General features: G+C 73.7%; 17 protein-coding genes. 11 read left to right on the forward strand and 6 right to left on the reverse strand.

The features are described from left to right. Window positions 1-288 (reverse strand): SDR family NAD(P)-dependent oxidoreductase (locus tag ACFXGI_RS15560; RefSeq protein ID WP_384706214.1); only part of this gene is annotated, 288 nt, incomplete at its 3' end. 49 nt (window positions 289-337) lie between these two features. Then, window positions 338-1,480: a hypothetical protein gene (locus ACFXGI_RS15565; protein ID WP_384706216.1), complete on the reverse strand. Its 1,143-nt coding sequence runs from the start codon at window positions 1,478-1,480 to the stop codon at window positions 338-340. Window positions 1,481-1,675: 195 nt separating this feature from the next. Here ACFXGI_RS15565 and ACFXGI_RS15570 point away from each other — a divergent pair, with 195 nt between their 5' ends. From ACFXGI_RS15570 to ACFXGI_RS15600, 7 genes are all read left to right on the forward strand, one after another. Continuing rightward, a complete protein-coding gene (locus ACFXGI_RS15570; RefSeq protein WP_384706218.1) occupies window positions 1,676-2,653 on the forward strand; it encodes an NADPH:quinone oxidoreductase family protein in 978 nt (325 codons plus the stop codon). Then, complete coding sequence (locus ACFXGI_RS15575) at window positions 2,650-3,837, forward strand: acyl-CoA dehydrogenase family protein (protein ID WP_384706220.1); 1,188 nt, start codon at window positions 2,650-2,652, stop codon at window positions 3,835-3,837. The genes ACFXGI_RS15570 and ACFXGI_RS15575 overlap by 4 nt, the downstream gene beginning before the upstream one ends. Then, window positions 3,834-4,940 carry an acyl-CoA dehydrogenase family protein gene (locus ACFXGI_RS15580; RefSeq protein WP_384706222.1) on the forward strand — a complete coding sequence of 369 codons (1,107 nt, stop codon included), beginning with the start codon at window positions 3,834-3,836 and terminating at the stop codon, window positions 4,938-4,940. The genes ACFXGI_RS15575 and ACFXGI_RS15580 overlap by 4 nt, the downstream gene beginning before the upstream one ends. A 311-nt stretch (window positions 4,941-5,251) precedes the next feature. Then, a complete protein-coding gene (locus ACFXGI_RS15585) occupies window positions 5,252-5,467 on the forward strand; it encodes a hypothetical protein (RefSeq protein ID WP_384706224.1) in 216 nt (71 codons plus the stop codon). 16 nt (window positions 5,468-5,483) lie between these two features. After that, window positions 5,484-6,017, forward strand: a complete 534-nt coding sequence (locus ACFXGI_RS15590; RefSeq protein ID WP_384706226.1) for a GNAT family N-acetyltransferase — start codon at window positions 5,484-5,486, stop codon at window positions 6,015-6,017. A gap of 59 nt (window positions 6,018-6,076) precedes the next feature. Then, window positions 6,077-6,442, forward strand: coding sequence for a tyrosinase family oxidase copper chaperone (locus ACFXGI_RS15595; RefSeq protein ID WP_384706228.1), 366 nt, complete (start codon window positions 6,077-6,079; stop codon window positions 6,440-6,442). Window positions 6,443-6,452: 10 nt separating this feature from the next. Beyond that, on the forward strand, window positions 6,453-7,316 hold the full coding sequence (locus ACFXGI_RS15600) for a tyrosinase family protein (RefSeq protein ID WP_384706230.1): 864 nt from the start codon (window positions 6,453-6,455) through the stop codon (window positions 7,314-7,316). Window positions 7,317-7,422: 106 nt separating this feature from the next. Here the strand turns inward: ACFXGI_RS15600 and ACFXGI_RS15605 are convergent, their stop codons facing one another. Beyond that, entirely contained in the window at window positions 7,423-7,701 is a 279-nt protein-coding gene (locus tag ACFXGI_RS15605; protein WP_030868780.1) for a chaplin, read from the reverse strand. 81 nt (window positions 7,702-7,782) lie between these two features. Further along, complete coding sequence (locus ACFXGI_RS15610; protein ID WP_384706232.1) at window positions 7,783-8,151, reverse strand: hypothetical protein; 369 nt, start codon at window positions 8,149-8,151, stop codon at window positions 7,783-7,785. Between the two features lie 156 nt (window positions 8,152-8,307). Here ACFXGI_RS15610 and ACFXGI_RS15615 point away from each other — a divergent pair, with 156 nt between their 5' ends. Further along, window positions 8,308-9,759 (forward strand): carboxylesterase/lipase family protein, encoded by a 1,452-nt coding sequence (locus ACFXGI_RS15615; protein WP_384706234.1) that lies wholly within the window; start codon window positions 8,308-8,310, stop codon window positions 9,757-9,759. Here ACFXGI_RS15615 and ACFXGI_RS15620 read toward each other — a convergent pair. Then, window positions 9,737-10,978 carry an alpha/beta hydrolase gene (locus ACFXGI_RS15620; protein WP_384706236.1) on the reverse strand — a complete coding sequence of 414 codons (1,242 nt, stop codon included), beginning with the start codon at window positions 10,976-10,978 and terminating at the stop codon, window positions 9,737-9,739. The genes ACFXGI_RS15615 and ACFXGI_RS15620 overlap by 23 nt on opposite strands. A 280-nt stretch (window positions 10,979-11,258) precedes the next feature. On the opposite strand from ACFXGI_RS15620, the gene ACFXGI_RS15625 reads away from it, so the two are divergent. The 3 genes from ACFXGI_RS15625 to ACFXGI_RS15635 are packed head-to-tail and all read left to right on the forward strand — an operon-like array spanning window position 11,259 to window position 14,516. Next, window positions 11,259-12,140 carry an alkaline phosphatase family protein gene (locus tag ACFXGI_RS15625; RefSeq protein ID WP_384706238.1) on the forward strand — a complete coding sequence of 294 codons (882 nt, stop codon included), beginning with the start codon at window positions 11,259-11,261 and terminating at the stop codon, window positions 12,138-12,140. Window positions 12,141-12,142: 2 nt separating this feature from the next. Beyond that, complete coding sequence (locus ACFXGI_RS15630) at window positions 12,143-13,441, forward strand: MFS transporter (RefSeq protein WP_384706240.1); 1,299 nt, start codon at window positions 12,143-12,145, stop codon at window positions 13,439-13,441. Window positions 13,442-13,487: 46 nt separating this feature from the next. Further along, on the forward strand, window positions 13,488-14,516 hold the full coding sequence (locus ACFXGI_RS15635) for a TolB family protein (RefSeq protein ID WP_384706242.1): 1,029 nt from the start codon (window positions 13,488-13,490) through the stop codon (window positions 14,514-14,516). A gap of 61 nt (window positions 14,517-14,577) precedes the next feature. Here ACFXGI_RS15635 and ACFXGI_RS15640 read toward each other — a convergent pair whose 3' ends face one another. Continuing rightward, the gene (locus ACFXGI_RS15640) at window positions 14,578-15,264 is read right to left on the reverse strand and encodes a GNAT family N-acetyltransferase (RefSeq protein ID WP_384706244.1); all 687 of its coding nucleotides are present in this window, start codon (window positions 15,262-15,264) and stop codon (window positions 14,578-14,580) included. Window positions 15,265-15,930: the final 666 nt, after the last annotated feature.

A 15,930-nucleotide genomic window follows, 5' to 3' on the forward strand; every position in this document is an offset into this window, starting at 1 on the left:
GATCGTTTCCGCCTCCCGTTTGCCGACGCGGGCGGCCTCCCCCGGGCCCGCCCGGGGGCGGCCGCCCAACTCCTCCCGCGCCGCCTCCAGCCGCTCGGCGCGCCGGCCCGCGATGACCAGATCCGCGCCGAGCCGCGCGAACTCGGCGGCGATGGCCTTGCCCAGCCCGGTGCCGCCGCCGGTCACGAGGACCACCTGCCCCGCGTACGTACCGGCGGGCAGTGCGGCGGACCCGAGCGGCGGCGGCGCGGGCAGCCCGGACAGGCCGGGCGGGATCTCGTCCGTCATGGGGCATCGATAGCGTGCGGGCGCCGAGATCACCATGCCCGCGAAGGGGTCACTTCTGCGGCGTGTACGCCTGCTTGCTCGCGCAGGTCCACACCACGGCGGTGCCCTTCATCGTGTCCCAGTCGTAGAACGTGCCGCCCACCCGGTCGTCGTCCGAGGCCGCGTACGCCGAGCTGCGCGAGTCCGGGCCGGTGCCGGCGGGGTGGGGGAGGGCCAGAGGGGCTCCCGTGCCCGGCCAGTACGCGGCGTGGACGAAGTTGGCGTATCCCTCGACGAAGGTGACGGCCGAGCCGACGGCCACGTTCGTGGCCGGGCTGAGCCCGTCGAGGGTCACGTGGTCGTAGCCCTTGACCCGGCCGGGGTCGTTCGGCAGGGCGTCGTACGGCTTCTTCCAGACGGCCGGCTTGCGCTCCTGCCAGTCGCGGTAGCTGCGGTCCTCGTGGCCGACGACCCGGCCGCGGTCGTCGATGTCGGCCGCGGCCGTCCGGACCGTCGAGTCGTCCTCGGTCCACACCTGCAGGCTGTACGGCGGGTACCCGCCCCCGGCGGGCCAGACGACCGGGAAGGTCTTCCCCCTGAGCTGGTCGTCCTCCTCGTAGGACGTCCGGGCCGTGCCGACGATGTCCCCGCGCGCGTTGATCCCGTTCACCGAGACGATGCCGGTGCCCGGGCGGGCGTCCGCGGGCACGGGCAGCTCGCGCACCACCGCGCCGTTCAGCCATTCCTTGGCGACGCCGCCCTCCATGCCGACGGAGCGGCCCGCGTCGTTGACGTCCGTCACCGCGCTCACGGTGGCTGCGCCGCCGATCAGCCGGACCGCCGCCGCACCCTTCTGGTACGTGAACCCGTAAGGGGCGTCGGACGTACCGGCGCGCCTGAGGGTGCCCACCATCAGGCCCTTGCGGTTCACCGCGAGGACCTCGCCGGACACGAAGCCCTCGGGCAGCGGCACGGCGTGTACCGCGTGGTCGGCCGTCCAGTACGCGGGCAGTCCGACGCTTTCGCCGGCCACCAGGCCGCCGGCCCCGAAGGCGCGTACGGACCCGTAGGCCGGCGAGGGGCCCTCCGCGAGGGCCGGCAGCCGCAGGATGTCCGGCGTGCACGCGGTCCCGGCCGCCGCGGCCGGGGCGGCCGCCGTGATCAGTCCGGCCAGAACGACGGCGGCCGCGGCCGCGGACATGCTTCTTCTCATGTGGTGGTCCCCCCTGGACTCAAGTCATGACGAGTGCACGTCACATGTTGCCTGATGGGGGGCTGGAGTGGCCGGATTGGCGCGTGGTGTTTCGGTCCGGCCCGGAATCCGTCCCGCCAGCGGTTCCCAGAGTGGCAAGCGACCGCTTAGTATGCCCGCGGAGCGTGGTTCCTCGACGGCGGCTGGAGGCCCCGGATGCAGGCATGGCGAGTACATACCCCCGGTGAACCCCGAGAGGCCATGCGCCTCGAAGAGGTTCCCGAACCGGTGCCCGGCGAGGGCGAGGTGAGGCTCAAGGTGCTCGCGGCGAACGTCAACTTCCCCGACGCGCTGCTCGTCCGGGGCCAGTACCAGATCCGCCCGCCGCTGCCCTTCACCCCCGGCGTCGAGATCTGCGGCGAGACCGAGGACGGCCGCCGCGTCATCGCCAACCCGAGCCTGCCGCACGGCGGCTTCGCCGAGTACGTCACCGCTTCCGCCCGCGCCCTGCTGCCGGCCCCCGAGACCCTCGACGACGCCGAGGCAGCCGCCCTGCACATCGGCTACCAGACCGGCTGGTTCGGCCTGCACCGCCGGGCCCGCCTCCAAGCCGGCGAGACCCTCCTCGTGCACGCCGCCGCCGGCGGGGTCGGCAGCGCAGCCGTCCAGCTCGGCAAGGCCGCCGGCGCCACCGTCATCGGGGTCGTCGGCGGCAAGGCCAAGGTGCGCACCGCCGAGGAACTCGGCTGCGACCTGGTGATCGACCGGACGGGCGAGGACATCGTCGCCCGGGTCAAGGAGTTCACCGGCGGCCGCGGGGCCGACGTGGTCTACGACCCCGTCGGCGGCGACGCGTACACCGCCTCCGCCAAGTGCGTGGCCTTCGAGGGCCGGATCGTCGTCGTCGGCTTCGCGAGCGGCACGATCCCCGCCCCCGCCCTCAACCACGCCCTCGTGAAGAACTACGCCGTCCTCGGCCTGCACTGGGGCCTGTACGCCACCAAGGACCCCGCCGCCGTCGCCGCCTGCCACGCCGAGCTCACCCGGCTCGCCGCCGAGGGCGCCGTCACACCGCTGGTCAGCGAACGCGTCCCGCTCGCCGCGGCCGCCGACGCCGTGCAGCGCCTCGCCGACGGGACCACCACCGGCCGGCTGGTCGTCGTACCGGCCCTGGACGGAGGCGGTCCGCGATGATCACCTCCGAAGAGCTGGTGGCGCGCGTACGGGACCTGCTGCTCGCCCACCCGCCCGCCGACACCGACGCCGCCGACTTCCTGCGGGCCCGCTTCGACGCCGGCCTCGCCTGGGTCCACTACCCCGAGGGCCTCGGCGGACTCGCCGCGCCCCGCACCCTCCAGGCCCTCGTGGACGCCGGGCTCGAAGCCGCCGGTGCCCCCGACAACGACCCGCGCCGCATCGGCATCGGCCTCGGCATGGCCGCGCCCACGATCCTCGCCTACGGCACCGACGAGCAGAAGCGGCGCTTCCTGCGCCCCCTGTGGCTGGGGGAGGAGGTCTGGTGCCAGCTCTTCAGCGAGCCCGGCGCCGGCTCCGACCTCGCCGCGCTCGGCACCCGTGCGGTCCGCGAGAGCACCACCGGCGACTGGATCGTCGACGGGCAGAAGGTGTGGACCTCCAGCGCCCACACCGCCCGCTGGGCCATCCTGATCGCCCGCACGGACCCGGCGCTCCCCAAGCACCAGGGCATCACGTACTTCCTCTGCGACATGCACGCCCCCGGCGTCGAGGTCCGGCCGCTGCGCCAGATCACCGGTGAGGCCGAGTTCAACGAGGTCTTCCTGACCGGCGTCCGCATCCCCGACAGCCACCGGCTCGGCGCCGTCGGCCAGGGCTGGGAGGTCGCCCGCACCACCCTGATGAACGAACGCGTCTCCATCGGCGGCATGCGGATCCCGCGCGAGGGCGGCATGATCGCACCGGTCGCCGCCGCCTGGCGCGAACGGCCGGAACTGCGGACCCACGCCCTGCACCAGCGGCTGCTCCGGCTGTGGGTCCAGGCAGAGGTCGCCCGGCTCACCGGCGAACGGCTGCGCCAGCAGCTCGCCGCCGGCCAGCCCGGCCCCGAAGGATCCGGGATGAAGCTCACCTTCGCCCGCCTCAACCAGGAGATCAGCGGCCTGGAGGTGGAACTCCTCGGCGAGGAGGGCCTGCTGTACGAGGACTGGACGATGCGCCGGCCCGAGCTCGTCGACTTCACCGGCCGCGACGCCGGCTACCGCTACCTGCGCGCCAAGGGCAACAGCATCGAGGGCGGCACCAGCGAAATCCTCCTCAACATCGTTGCCGAACGCGTCCTCGGCCTGCCCGCCGAGCCGCGCGACGACAAGGACCTCGCCTGGAAGGACCTGGCCCGATGAGCACTGCGTTCGACCTGCTGTACTCCGAGACGGAGGAAGAACTCCGGTCCGCCGTACGCGCGCTGCTCGCGGACCGCTGCGCACCGGCGGACGTGCTCGCCCGGGCGGAGACCGGCCGGCCGCACGACCCCGAGCTGTGGCACACGCTCGCGGCGGAGATCGGCACGGCGGGGCTGCTCGTGCCGGAGAAGCGCGGCGGGCAGGGCGCGGGCCACCGGGAGGCGGCCGTGGTCCTGGAGGAGCTGGGCCGGGCCGTGGCGCCCGTGCCGTACCTGACGAGCGCGGTGCTCGCCACGGAGATCCTGCTGGGCTGCGACACCCCGGAGGCCGGCGACCTCCTGCGGGAGCTGGCCGCGGGCCGGCAGGTCTGTGCACCGGCGCTGCCTCTGACGCAGGCCCCGGGCGCGCCGCTGCCGTCCGCCGTACGGGACGCCGGGGGCGGGAGCCTGACGGGCACCGTCACCTCGGTGGCGGACGCGGTGGCCGCCGACGTCCTGCTGGTCCTCGCCGACACGGGGCTGTACGCGGTCCCGGCGGGCGAGGTCTCGTCGACCGGGCTGATCCCGCTGGACCTGACCCGTCCGCTCGCCACCGTGACGCTGGACGGCGCCGCGGGGACCCTGCTCGCGGACCCGGCGACGGCGCGGGCGGCGGTGGCCGGGGCGCTCCTCTCCGGGGCCGGACTGCTGGCCTCCGAGCAGCTCGGGATCGCGGAGTGGTGCCTGACGGAGACGGTGCGGCACGTGCGCGGCCGCAACCAGTTCAACCGGCCGGTCGGCTCCTTCCAGGCGCTGAAGCACCGGCTTGCGCAGCTGTGGCTGGACGTGGCCTCGGCCCGGGCCGCGGCCCGCGCGGCGGCGGACGCACTGGCCACCGGGGCCCCCGACGCCCCGCTGACGGTGGCGGTCGCGCAGGCGTACTGCTCCGGCGTGGCGGTCCGCGCGGCGGAGGAGTGCGTGCAGCTGCACGGCGGCATCGGGATGACCTGGGAGCACCCGGCGCACCTGTACCTGAAGCGCGCCAAGTCCGACGCCCTGACCCTGGGCACACCGGGCCACCACCACACCCTGGTGGCCGACTTCGCGGAACTCCCGTCCCCGTAGTCCCGGCCCCGCCGGCGCGCGAGGCGCGGGGTCCGGGGGAGAGACGGTGAGAGGGCGGGGTGTGGAGGAAGCCCCGCGCAGCGGCCGGCGGGCGGCACCCGGCACGGGATGGCCGAACGGCCGATGCGCGGCGGCCCGCCGGGGAGGCAGGGGCAACGGGTCGGTCCGGAATCCCGCCCCGCCCCCGGAAGGAGGCGCCGTGCTGCACGCCCGCCACCTCCTCGGCATCGCCGCCATCGACGCCCACGTCACGTCCCTCGCCGTGCTCGTCCTCGCCGTGCTGACCGGGGTCACCTGCGAGGCCGTCCGCGATGTCCTGTGCGGGGAGTTCCCCCCCGCTGCTCCTGCTCGAGGAGGCGTACGCGACCGCAGCGCCCGCCGGGGCGTCCGGCCCCCTCGGCCTGCACCGGGCCGGTACCGCGGACACGCTCGGCATCGCCGTCCGCGCCGGGCCCGTCTTCACGCTCCGCATGGCCGGCGTCTTGCGCGACCTGCGCCTGCCCCGCCTCCGGCGGGCTGCCCGCTGATCCCTATCCTCGCCGCATGACCCCCGTGATCGCCCGGCTCGACGCCGCCCTGCTCGCCGCCCACCGCGACGAACTCGCCGACCTGCTGCTCGCCGTGGTCCGCGGCGGCTCCTCGCTCGGCTTCCTCGCCGACCTCGACCACGACCGGGCGGCGGCCTGGTGGGACTCGCTCGTTCCCGCCGTCGAGGAGGGCTCCCTCGCCCTCTGGGCCTCCCGCACCGGCGGCGGCCGTCTCGACGGGACCGTCAGCTGGTACCGCGAGTCCAAGCCCAACGGCCGCCACCGCGCCGAACTGCGCAAGCTCATGGTGCACCCCGAGGCACGCGGCCGCGGCACCGCCCGCGCCCTGCTCGCCGAGGCCGAACACGCGGCAGCCCGGGCCGGTGTGCTGCTGCTGGTCCTCGACACCGAGACCGGCAGCGGGGCCGAGCGCGTCTACCGGTCCGCCGGCTGGACCGAGGCCGGCACCATCCCCGACTACGCCGCCGACCCGGCCGGCCGGCTGCACCCCACCACCCTCTTCTACAAGCACCCCCGGCCGCCGAGGTGACCTCGCCCGCCGCGCCGCGTTAGACCCCGTAGCGCGGACCACCGAGCGAGGGAGACCGCATGTACGCCACACCCGCATCCGCAGCACTCACCCGCCGTACGGCCCTTCGTACGGCCTTCACCGCGGCGGTGCTCGCCGGCACCGCCGCGGCCCTGGCTCCCGTACTGCGCGCCCGCCGCCCACGGCAGACCCTGACCCCGGCCCCCTTCGCCGAGGAGACGTACCGCGGCCGGCACATCGCCGTCGACTTCGCCGGGGTCCGCATCGACGGCCGCCCCCTGCACGTCATGCGCCGCGCCGACGGCAGCTACCTGAGCGGGATCAACCACTTCCAGTCCTTCGGGACCCCGCTGGAACTGGCCCGCGCCGCCGTCGACGAACTCGGCACCACCCAGCTGGCGTTCGCGGCCCCGCACCACGGCTGAGGAGCCCCGCATGTACACCCGGCAGAACCAGAAGAACCTGACCAGCGCCCAGAAGAAGCGGTTCACGGCGGCCGTGCTGGAGCTCAAGCGCACCGGCGCGTACGACGACCTGGTGCGCACCCACGACAAGTACTTCGTGCCCGACCGGGACAGCAAGCTCCGTGTCGGGCACATGTCCCCGTCGTTCTTCCCCTGGCACCGGCGCTACCTGCTCCAGTTCGAGCGGCTGCTCCAGGCCGTGGACCCGGGCGTCGCGGTCCCGTACTGGGACTGGACCGCGGACAACAGCCCGGTCTCCTCGCTCTGGGCCGAGGACTTCCTCGGCGGCACCGGCCGCGAGAGCGACCGCCGGGTCATGACCGGCCCCTTCGCCCACGAGAAGGGCAACTGGGAGATCGCGGTGGGCATCACGGAGGCCCGCTTCCTCACCCGCAACCTCGGGCGGCCGCAGAACCCGATCGCCCTGCCCACCGCGGCCGAGCTCCGGTGGGCGCTCGACGACCCCACGTACGACACCTCGCCCTGGGACTCCACGGCGCAGGGCGGCGGGTTCCGCAACAAGCTGGAGGGCTGGGCCGCGCCGAAGAGCGAGCGCTGGCGCAACCACAACAAGGTCCACCAGTGGATCGGCGGCCACATGACGGGCGGCACGGCCCCCAACGACCCGGCGTTCTGGCTGCACCACGCCTTCGTGGACCTGCTCTGGGACCGCTGGCAGCTCAGGCACCCCGGCTCCGGCTACCTGCCCGCCGCCCCGCTCGCACCGGGCGACCTCCAGCGCGGCCGGGTGATCGCCCTCGACGAGCCGATGCCGCCGTGGGACCTGACCCCGCGCGACATGCTCGGCCATCAGGGCCTCTACCGCTACGAATGATCCGGAGGCCGGGTCGAGGGCCGGGTACGAGGGCCCGGTACGAGGGCCGGATGTACGAGAAGGGCCCCCGCCGTACGGCGGGGGCCCCGGGTCCTCGATCCGGCCGTCAGCCGCCGTAGCCCTCGGTGTGGTGCTCGCCGCCACCCGACGCGTTGACGCAGGTGTTGCCGAACGCCGGGTTCAGCAGGGCGATCACGTTCACGGTGTTGCCGCAGACGTTGACCGGGACGTGCACCGGAACCTGGACCAGGTTGCCCGAGAGGACACCGGGGGAGCCGACCGCCGCACCGTGCGCTCCGGCATCGGCGACGGCCAGACCGGCACCGGCGGCCAGGGCGCTACCGGCAACAGCGGTGACGGCGACTGCCTTCGCGATACGCGACATCAAGATCTCCTCGTGAGATGTGTGGTGCCACAGGGGTCTGTGGCATTTGACATGGCGTACAACGCGGCGGGAGCCCGGCGGTCACGGCCGCTGGGCCTTGGTGATGAAGGAAAATCGCACGGAGGCGAAGTACGGCTTGATCTGGCCCGCGGCGCCCGGCTCCAGCACCGCCGCCGGACGGCCCGCACAGCCGGGCTCCCGGTAGAAGGTCGCCGTCCCGCGGGTGGAGTTGGTGGCGGCCCGCGAGCCGCCGCCCTTCGCCGCCACACAGCCCTGCGGGGCGGTCAGCCCGTGGACCTTGTCGTCCTGGCCGACGTACTGGAAGTCCCCCGCCGCGGCCTGCGCCGGCGCCGCGGCCACGAGCAGGAGCAGGGGCAGCAGCACGGGCGCGAACGGGAGGACCGGGCCGGCCACCCGGGCGGAGCCGCGGACACCGGGGTGGATACGCATGGATCGCATGACCGGTCCAACCCGGCCCGCCCCGGGCCGGGTCACGCCTTGTCACCCCTCGCAGGCCTGTGCGACCGTGCCGGGGAGGCGGAACACCGGATTCAGTGATGCAGTGATGCAGTGGTGCGGTGACGCACCGGGCCGACGGAGGAATCGATGAGCACAGCGGGCGACAGCGGCCGGCCCCGGGTCAGGACCGGGTACGGCGTCGTCGAGGGCCGGACCGGCCCGGCCGGGACCGCCTCCTTCCGGGGCATCCCGTACGCCGCCCCGCCCGTCGGCGCCCTCCGCTTCGCCGCGCCCGCGCCACCGGCCGCCTGGGAGGGCGTACGCGACGCCGGCGCCTTCGGGCCCACCGCGCCCAAGGTGCCCTACCCGCCGAAGTTCGCCGCGCTGCTGCCCGACCCGGACGTCCCCGGGGACGACTGCCTGAACCTCAACGTGTGGACCCCGGACCCGGCCCCCGGGGCCCGGCTGCCCGTCATGGTGTGGCTGCACGGCGGGGCGCTCACCCGCGGCTCCTCGGCCGTCCCCGTCTACGACGGCTCCGCCTTCGCCCGCGACGGGGTGGTGCTCGTCTCCGTCAACTACCGCCTCGGCGTCCTCGGCTACGGGCTCTTCCCCGACGCCCCCGCCAACCGCGGGCTGCTCGACCAGATCGCCGCCCTGAACTGGGTCCGGGAGAACATCGGGGCCTTCGGCGGGGACCCCGCCCGCGTCACCGTCTTCGGTGAGTCCGCCGGAGCCATCAGCGTCGGTGCCCTGCTCGGCGCCCCCCGCGCCGCCGGGCTCTTCGCCCGGGCCGCGCTGCAGAGCGGCGCCCCCGAGGTGCTGGCGCGCGAGAAGGTGCGCGCCATGGTCCGGCGGATGGCCTCCCTGCTGAAGGTCCCCGCGACCGCACAGGCCTTCGGCGCCACCGCCCTGCCCGACCTGCTCGCCGCCCAGGCCGCCGTGCTGCGCCGCTCCAGCCCGCTCACCGCAGGCCCCGCCTTCGGCCTCGTAGCCGACCCGGACACGCTCCCCGGGGACCCGCTGGAGGCCGCCGCGGCGACGGACGTACCACTGCTGCTGGGCTGGACCACCGAGGAGTACCGGCTCTGGCTCGCCCCCACCGGCGCGCTGCCGGTCATGGACCGGCTCGGTCCGCTCACCGTGGCCCTGGCCCGCGCGCGCAGCGGCAAGGACCGGGCCGCCGTACGGGCGCTGCGCGCCGCACTGCCCGGGGCGGGCCCGGCGGAGCTCGCGGGGCAGCTGCTCACCGACCGGCTGCTGCGCGATCCGCTGCGCCGCCTGGCGGGGGCGCGGCGGTCCGCCTCCAGCTTCGTGTACGAGTTCGGCTGGCCCTCGGGCATTCCCGGCCTCGGCGCCTGCCACGCCCTGGAGCTGGGCTTCGTGTTCGACACCCTCGACGTGCCGGAGTCCTCCTGGCTGGCCGGGCGGGACGCCCCGCAGGAGCTGGCCGACCGGATGCACGCGGCCTGGGTGCGCTTCGCCGTGACCGGGGACCCGGGCTGGGCGGCCTGGGACGGCAGCGGCCCGCCGATGGTGTTCGGCGGGCCGTGCGCGGAATCCTTCGTACCGGCGGTTACTCCACCGGTCCTTCCATGACCTTGCTGATGAACTCGATCGGGCCCTCGCCCATGTTCGGCACGTAGGTCTTGGCGTTGTGCTGGCCGCCGGGGATGATCCTCAGGCTGGTGTGGATCGGCCCCTTGCCGTACGTCGCGACGAACTTCTGCACGTCGGGCAGCGTCTTCTTGTTGTTCTCGTTGTCGCCGACCTGGAAGGCGAGGTAGACGTCCGGCGAGCCCTTCTTGTCGATCATGGCCTTCGCCAGGAGCTCCGGGTTGTTCTCGGCCTTCTCCTTGTCGTGGCCCTTCCACAGCGAGGAGTCGGGCACGATGTCCGGGCCGGAGCAGATCGCGGCCTTGAACTTCTCCGGGTACTTGAGCACGGCCTTCAGACTCGCGAAGCCGCCGGTGGAGGAGCCCATGTAGGCCCAGCCGTCACGGGACTTGACGGTGCGGAAGTTCGCCTTCACCAGGTCCGGGACGTCCTCGGTCAGCCAGGTCCCCATCTTGGGCTGGTCGGGGATGTCTGAGCCGTCCCAGTAGATGCCCTTGTCGTCGGGGCCCGGGTTCAGCACCGGCATGGCGAGGATGAACGGCTTGCTCTTGCCCTCGGCGTACCACTTGCTGATGCTGGTCTGGAGCCCCAGGTCGGTGCCCATCCAGTAGTTGTTCGGGTAGCCCGCGCCGCCGGGCAGGGCGATCATGACCGGGAAGCCGCTCTTGGCGAACTTCGGGTCGTTGTACTCCTTGGGAGCCCAGACCCACACCTTGCCCTTGAAGCCGGACTTCTTGCCGTCCAGTGTGGTGACGGCCACGTGCGTGCCGTCGGCCAGGGTCATCGAGTTCTTGAACTCGGCCTTCGGGCCGGTGGGCATCAGTGCCTTGGAGTTGGCCGCCTGCTTCGCGGCGCCGTCGGCGGCCGCCTGGCCGCCGCCCCCGGCGGGCTGGCCGAAGGAGACGTCCTTGCCCTTGTCGGTGAACGGGGGTATCTCGAAGTGGTACATCACCCCGGCCGCGATGCCCGCGAGGGCCAGGACGGAGACACCCGCGATCAGCCAGCGCCTGCCCCGGCGCGGCCGCCGACGCTCGTACTGGGGCTCCTCCGGCTCGCCGTACGGCGGCTGCGGCGGCCCGTACGGGGGCTCGGGCTGGTACTGGGGTTCGTACTGCTGCGTGTACGAAGCGCCGTAGGGCTGCTGCTGGTACTGCCCTTCCGATCGGTACGGCTGCTGCTGTCCGTCGGGTGAGTACGACATGTGCGGTTGCTCTCCGGCTGGTGCTGCCCCGTGGGGGGATGGTCTCTTCCCCGCCAGGGGGTGGTCTCTTCTGTTCGAAGGATGAGCCTACGTGCTGCCCGGTTCCCCTCTTTTCCAGGTCTTGGGCTTCCGTAGGTCAGGGCGTTGCCGAACACCGGAAGGGCCACCGGAGTTCCCGGGCTGTTGGCCGACTGTCCCTGGCCCATGCACATGCCCCTGGGTATGGTGCGTGCGCGCCGCCACCAGAACCCCCTGCCCGGAGGTATTTTCCGTGTTTGGCATGACCTCGTCACGGTTCCCCCGAAAGACCGCCCTTGCCACCGCCTTCGGCCTCACCGCCGCCGGCACGGCCCTGTGGGCCGGCCTCGGCGCCGCCCAGCCCGCGCACGCGGCCGGCCTGCCGGCCCCCGACCACGTCGTCGTCGTGGTCTTCGAGAACCACGCCTACAGCCAGGTCATCGGCAGCTCCAGCGCCCCCTACATCAACTCCCTCAAGAGCGGCGGCGCCAACCTCACGCAGTCGTTCGGCATCACGCACCCCAGCCAGCCCAACTACCTCCAGCTGTTCTCGGGCTCCAACCAGGGCGTCACCGGCGACAGCTGCTACACCCCCGGCTTCAGCTCCGCACCCAACCTGGCCTCCGAGCTCATCGCCGCCGGCAAGAGCTGGGCCAGCTACAACGAGACCCTCCCCAGCCAGGGCTCCACCACGTGCAGCAGCGGCAACTACGCCCGCAAGCACAACCCCTGGTTCGCCTTCTCCAACGTGCCCACCAGCACCGCGAAGACCATGACCCAGTTCCCGACGGACTACACCACCCTGCCCAAGGTGTCCTTCGTCGTCCCGAACCTGTGCAGCGACATGCACGACTGCTCCGTGGGCACCGGCGACACCTGGCTCAAGAACAACCTCAAGGCCTACGCGGACTGGGCCAAGACCCACAACAGCCTGCTCGTCGTCACCTTCGACGAGGACAACCGGCTCGCGGGCAACAAGATCCCGACCGTGCTCTACGGCCAGCCCGTCACCCCCGGCAGCACCTCGTCCACCACGTACAACCACTACGACGTGCTGCGCACCCTGGAGGGCCTGGCCGGTCTGACCGCCCACGCCGGGAACGCGGCCACCGCCAAGGACATCACGGGGATCTGGGCTTCCTGACCATGTACGTTGCGGACAGCCGCGGTACCCCCGCGCCCGCCGTGACCCCCGAGCCGCAGGCCGTCGCCCCGGGCATCCGCCCGGGGCGGCGTGCCGCGCTCGCCCCCACGGTCCTCGCCCTCGGCACGGTCAGCCTGATCACCGACGTCTCCTCCGAGATGGTCACGGCCGTGCTCCCGCTCTACCTCGTCGCAGGCCTCGGCCTGTCCCCGCTCGGCTTCGGGCTGCTCGACGGGATCTACAACGGCATCAGCGCGCTGGTCCGGCTCACCGGAGGCCACCTCGGCGACCGCCTCGGCCGCCACAAGGCCCTCGCCGGCCTCGGCTACGGCCTCTCGGCCCTGTGCAAGCCACTGCTGCTGCTCGCGCACACCCTCCCCGCCATCGGTGCGGTGCTCGCCCTCGACCGCACCGGCAAGGGCCTGCGCACCGCCCCGCGCGACGCGCTGATCTCCCTGGCCGCCGCCCCCGAGGACCGCGGCCGGGCCTTCGGGGTCCACCGGGCTATGGACACCGCCGGCGCCCTGATCGGGCCGCTCCTCGCCTTCCTGATCCTGCGTGGCGCCGCCGACGGCTACGACGCCGTCTTCACGGTCAGCGCCTGCGTCGCCGCCCTCGGCGTGCTCGTACTGGTCCTGTTCGTACCCGGCCGGCGCACCGAGCCGTCCCCCGGCGCCGAGCCCGTCTCGCTGCGGGCCGCCTTCGGACTGCTGGGCCGCCGCGACCTGCGCCGGATCAGCCTCTGCGCCCTGCTGCTCGGGCTCTGCACCGTCAGTGACGCCTTCCTCTTCCTGCTGCTCCAGCGCGCCACCGGGATCGCGGACCGCTGGTTCGCGCTGCTGCCGCTGGGCACGGCCGCCGCGTTCTTCCTGCTCGCGCTGCCCCTCGGCCGGCTCGCCGACCGGATCGGCCGCTGGCGCGTCTTCCTCGGCGGCCACCTCGCGCTGCTCCTGGCGTACGGGCTCCTGCTGACCGGCGGCCACCAGCCGACCCTGCCGTACGCCGTGCTCCTCCTCCACGGCGGCTTCTACGCGGCCACCGACGGAGTGCTGATGGCCGCGGCGGCCGGAGCCGTGCCCGAGGAGCACCGCGGCGGCGGCCTCGCCCTCGTCCAGACCGGCCAGGCGCTCGCCCGTTTCGCCGCCTCGCTGGGCTTCGGCGCCGCCTGGACCGTCTGGGGCCCCCGCCCGGCCCTCGCGGTCGCGGCCGTGCTGCTGGCCGTCGCGGCCGCCGCCTGCGCCTGGCTGCGGCCCGCCGACGCGATGGACGCCCGGTCCGCCGACGGGGCGCGGGCCGACTGAGCCGCTCGGCCGTCTCCGAAGTCCCCCACATCCCCGAAAGGCCCCCATGACCCTCCAACGCCGGATCCTGATCCTCGTCTCCGCCGTCCTGCTGCTCGCCGCCGTGGGGGTGCTCGCCGTCGTACGGGCCTCCTCCCGGGCCGACGAGAAGAACCGGACCCAGGCCGGCGGCCCGCAGATCACCCGGGGCGAGGTGACCCTGGCCCCGGGCGCGGGCGAGCGGCGGATCGTGTTCCGGAACATGGCGTGGGGCCCGCACCGCGACGAGCTCGCCACCGTCCCCGGCGACGCGCCCCAGGGCCCCCGTACCGCCTCCGGAGTGAGCTGCCTGCGCTTCCACGCCGCCGCCGGCACCGGGATCTGCCTCCAGGCCGACAAGGGAGGGGTCCAGGAGAGCTACCGGGCGGTCGTCCTCGACGCGCACCTCAAGGAGGTCTCCGCGCACCCGCTCGCCGGCATCCCCACCCGCGCGCGGGTCTCGCCCGGCGGACACCTCGTCGCCTGGACGGTCTTCGTCGGCGGGGACTCGTACGCCGGGACCGACTTCTCCACCCGGACCTCGCTGCTCGACCTGCGCACGGGCACGTTCGACGCCTCGCTGGAGGACTTCGCGATCCGCAAGGACGGCAAGGCGTACCGCAACACCGACGTGAACTTCTGGGGCGTGACCTTCGCCGCCGACGAGCGGACCTTCTACGCGACGCTCGCCACCGGCGGCCGGACCTACCTGGTCCGCGGCGACCTCGCCGAACGCACCGTGACCACGCTGCGCGAGAACCTGGAGTGCCCGTCGCTGTCACCCGACGGGACCCGGCTGGTGTTCAAGAAGCGGGTGCCCGGCCTGTCACCGGACGCCCCCTGGCGGCTGTACGTCCTGGACCTGGCCTCGATGCGGGAAACCCCGCTCGCCGAGGAGCGCAGCGTGGACGACCAAGTGGTGTGGACGGACGACAGGACGGTCGTCTACTCCCTGCCCGGCGATTTCGGCGCCGACCTGTACTCCCTGCCGGCCGACGGCAGCGGCGCTCCCGCGCCGCTGATGGCATCGGCCCTCGCCCCGGCCTTCCTCGGCTGACGCCGGGAGGAAGGGCCGGGGCGGCGGGCCGCCGCGGACGGCTGCGCCGAACGCAGGACCGTTACGCCGGGACCAGTGTCTTGCGGCGCCGTTTGCGCTGGGCCCCCGCCGACAGCTTCAGCTCGATGATCGACCGTACGGTCGGCCACTCCTCGTCGAGGATCGAGTAGAAGGCGGTACTGCGCACGGCGCCGTCGAGACCCCGCGAATGGGCCCGGCGGACCCCCTCGCAGGTGAACCCGAGCCGCTCCATGGCGGCCCGCGAGCGCCCGTTGCGGGCGTCGGCGCGCAGCGAGATGCGGCGCACGCCCCAGGTCTCGAAGGCATGGCGGAGCATGAGCAGCTTCGCCTCCGTGTTGATGCCCGTCCCCTGGGCGCCCGGGGACAGCCAGGTATTGCCGATCTCGGCGGCATCGGGGATCGCGGTCGCCGGATCACCGAACGGGACGCCCGGCACGGCGGGCCACACCAGTGGTCCCTGCCAGTAGTCGAGTTCCAGGAACCGGGTCGAACCGACGACCCGGCCGTCGGTGGCTCTGACCACCGCGAAGGGGAGTGATCGACCCGCCGCCTGATCTGCGAGGGCGCGGTCGATGTACTCGTGGGACGCCTGCACCCCATGGGGTACGGGGGTGAAGGCGTAAGTCGTACGATCCTCGGCCCCGGCCAGGGCCAAGGCCTCGGTGTGGTGGGGGGCGAGGGGCTCGAGCCGCACGGAGCGGCCGGCGAGGAGTACGGGTACGGGCACGGAGCCTTCGGTCCTTCTGGGCGGTGGGGTGGTTGCACAGTGTGCGTCCCTGACGTCACCCCCCGCGCAAAACACGGGTGAAAGGCAACGGGCTGTCAGGTGAACGCGAGTGGCTCAATGTAGCTCCTAAATGTGCTCTCATGAACCCCCAAATTGGCAACGCCGCGGCCATGTTTTTCGATGACTTTGGTCCCCGCCGGGGAGCCCCCGTAATCCTGATCCGCGGACATCCGTTCCGGCGCGCCGCGCGGGTCCCCCGGACGGCCGACCCGAAGGCCTCCGATCGGCGTACAAACACCCTCTGACCTGCGTATATATCGAGCTCTCCGGGTGTGTCCCGCAGCGGCCCCGACCGGCTGTGCGGCGGACGGTCCCGGGGCCCCGCCCGGGCCGCCGGGGCATCGAACAGGTGGCCTTCGGTGATGTGTCCAACACCGGCCCGGGGGCCCTTCGGGGGAGGGGCCCGTGCCCGGTGGCGCCGCGGGGCGCCGGACGGGCGTGCCGGGCGGTCCGGAGGGTGGTCCGGCGGGCGGTCCGCGTCGCCGGGGGACGCGGTGACGGCGCGGTGGCGCAGGGCGACCGACCCGGCCCGCGCAGGCTCGCGGCGGAGCCCCCGGCACCTCGACGGCCCTCTGCCACGGCCCGGGCCCCGGCGGCGGCCCCGGC

The sequence above is a fragment of the Streptomyces sp. NPDC059355 genome (assembly GCF_042752335.1).
Taxonomy (GTDB): Bacteria; Actinomycetota; Actinomycetes; order Streptomycetales; family Streptomycetaceae; genus Streptomyces.

Excerpts from the sequence above, each read along its gene's own strand:
- ACFXGI_RS15620 (WP_384706236.1), bottom strand. The coding sequence starts at position 10,978 with ATGTCGTACTCACCCGACGGACAGCAGCAGCCGTACCGATCGGAAGGG.
- ACFXGI_RS15595 (WP_384706228.1), top strand. The coding sequence starts at position 6,077 with ATGTACGCCACACCCGCATCCGCAGCACTCACCCGCCGTACGGCCCTT.
- ACFXGI_RS15635 (WP_384706242.1), top strand. The coding sequence starts at position 13,488 with ATGACCCTCCAACGCCGGATCCTGATCCTCGTCTCCGCCGTCCTGCTG.
- ACFXGI_RS15610 (WP_384706232.1), bottom strand. The coding sequence starts at position 8,151 with ATGCGTATCCACCCCGGTGTCCGCGGCTCCGCCCGGGTGGCCGGCCCG.
- ACFXGI_RS15605 (WP_030868780.1), bottom strand. The coding sequence starts at position 7,701 with ATGTCGCGTATCGCGAAGGCAGTCGCCGTCACCGCTGTTGCCGGTAGC.
- ACFXGI_RS15600 (WP_384706230.1), top strand. The coding sequence starts at position 6,453 with ATGTACACCCGGCAGAACCAGAAGAACCTGACCAGCGCCCAGAAGAAG.
- ACFXGI_RS15565 (WP_384706216.1), bottom strand. The coding sequence starts at position 1,480 with ATGAGAAGAAGCATGTCCGCGGCCGCGGCCGCCGTCGTTCTGGCCGGA.
- ACFXGI_RS15590 (WP_384706226.1), top strand. The coding sequence starts at position 5,484 with ATGACCCCCGTGATCGCCCGGCTCGACGCCGCCCTGCTCGCCGCCCAC.
- ACFXGI_RS15570 (WP_384706218.1), top strand. The coding sequence starts at position 1,676 with ATGCAGGCATGGCGAGTACATACCCCCGGTGAACCCCGAGAGGCCATG.
- ACFXGI_RS15585 (WP_384706224.1), top strand. The coding sequence starts at position 5,252 with ATGTCCTGTGCGGGGAGTTCCCCCCCGCTGCTCCTGCTCGAGGAGGCG.
- ACFXGI_RS15575 (WP_384706220.1), top strand. The coding sequence starts at position 2,650 with ATGATCACCTCCGAAGAGCTGGTGGCGCGCGTACGGGACCTGCTGCTC.
- ACFXGI_RS15625 (WP_384706238.1), top strand. The coding sequence starts at position 11,259 with ATGACCTCGTCACGGTTCCCCCGAAAGACCGCCCTTGCCACCGCCTTC.
- ACFXGI_RS15630 (WP_384706240.1), top strand. The coding sequence starts at position 12,143 with ATGTACGTTGCGGACAGCCGCGGTACCCCCGCGCCCGCCGTGACCCCC.
- ACFXGI_RS15580 (WP_384706222.1), top strand. The coding sequence starts at position 3,834 with ATGAGCACTGCGTTCGACCTGCTGTACTCCGAGACGGAGGAAGAACTC.
- ACFXGI_RS15615 (WP_384706234.1), top strand. The coding sequence starts at position 8,308 with ATGAGCACAGCGGGCGACAGCGGCCGGCCCCGGGTCAGGACCGGGTAC.